This window comes from Stenotrophomonas sp. YIM B06876, from assembly GCF_030711595.1.
In the GTDB taxonomy this organism is placed as follows: domain Bacteria; phylum Pseudomonadota; class Gammaproteobacteria; order Xanthomonadales; family Xanthomonadaceae; genus Stenotrophomonas.
Window position 1 is genome coordinate 1 of record NZ_JAUJUJ010000291.1, and the last position, 1,053, is coordinate 1,053.

Here is a 1,053-nt window from a genome sequence, read left to right on the forward strand (position 1 = left end):
CAATGACGATGAGGGCGCTCATTCCTGGAACTCCGGAGGCAGGGGACGGACCGCCGGCCAGAAGGCAAACAGGACATAACGCACCGCAGCGGACGCAAAGCCCAGCGGGATGGCGGCCTGGATAGTCCAGGCCGGTATTTCCAGACCACCCGAGGTGAGCAGCCCCGAGAGGCGCGAACCATTGACGAAGACCACGCCGTAGTAAGCGACGCCCAGCAGGAAGGCCGCCGTCAGCGCATCGGCAAGCCGGTCCATCGTGGCTCCCCAAGTCCGGGGAACCCAGCCAAACGCCACCTTGGGCACCAGCTGCGCACCGGTGGCGGTGGCAATTCCAATGCCGGAGAAAGCACCAACGATCAACGCGTAGACGCCCATCTTGGCCGCGCCGACGACCATCACGGCGTTGGCGTTGCCGCCCGCCAGACGCAGCAGGGGGCCAAGCACCTCGCGCGCCACCACGTCGTAGACCACGATCAGGGCGATGAAACTGAATGCGGCCATGGCCACCCAGCACTCACCCCGGTGCCAGTAGCGCACCAACCCCGCCACGAATGGCGGCACACCGGGGCGCGAGACGTTGGAATATGTTTGCAAGTGAGGTCTCCTTCTAGGTTTTTTGCAGTGCGCATCGGCACGTACCGGCCAGGCGCAGCCCCGCAAGGCAGCGCCTCTGGTCTTGCGTCCAGCGCAGCGCTTGCCCGATGGACGGATGCGCCGAAGCCCGTATGCCGATGGCGCAGGCCCATCCGTCCCGGGCGGGAGCGCATGGTTTTATGTGAAGGGCAGGAGCGGCGGCGGGGTCTTCATGTCAACGCAGGTGCAAAGGGGTAGTGAGGCGCCATGAAGAGACTTCTCCTCCACGGCCACAGAAGTGCAGACTACCGAGCACCGGTCGACGGAACTGTCAATCAGTTGGCGGTTTACGGGTAAGCCCGAGGGCGCATGGCGCGCCGCGCCCTGCACCTGCCTTGCCGGGTTCTTGCCGCTCAAGCCAGGCGCAGCGGCTCCATGAAGCCGCGGGAGCGTCAGGCGCGCCGGGCCTCGGCGCGCAAG

Annotated in this window: 1 protein-coding gene; it reads right to left on the bottom strand. The window is 66.2% G+C overall.

Annotated elements, in window-relative coordinates; genetic code table 11:
• Positions 1-18 precede the first annotated feature (18 nt).
• Positions 19-594 (bottom strand): TRAP transporter small permease subunit, encoded by a 576-nt coding sequence (locus QZH66_RS16815; RefSeq protein ID WP_305806999.1) that lies wholly within the window; start codon positions 592-594, stop codon positions 19-21.
• Positions 595-1,053 lie beyond the last annotated feature (459 nt).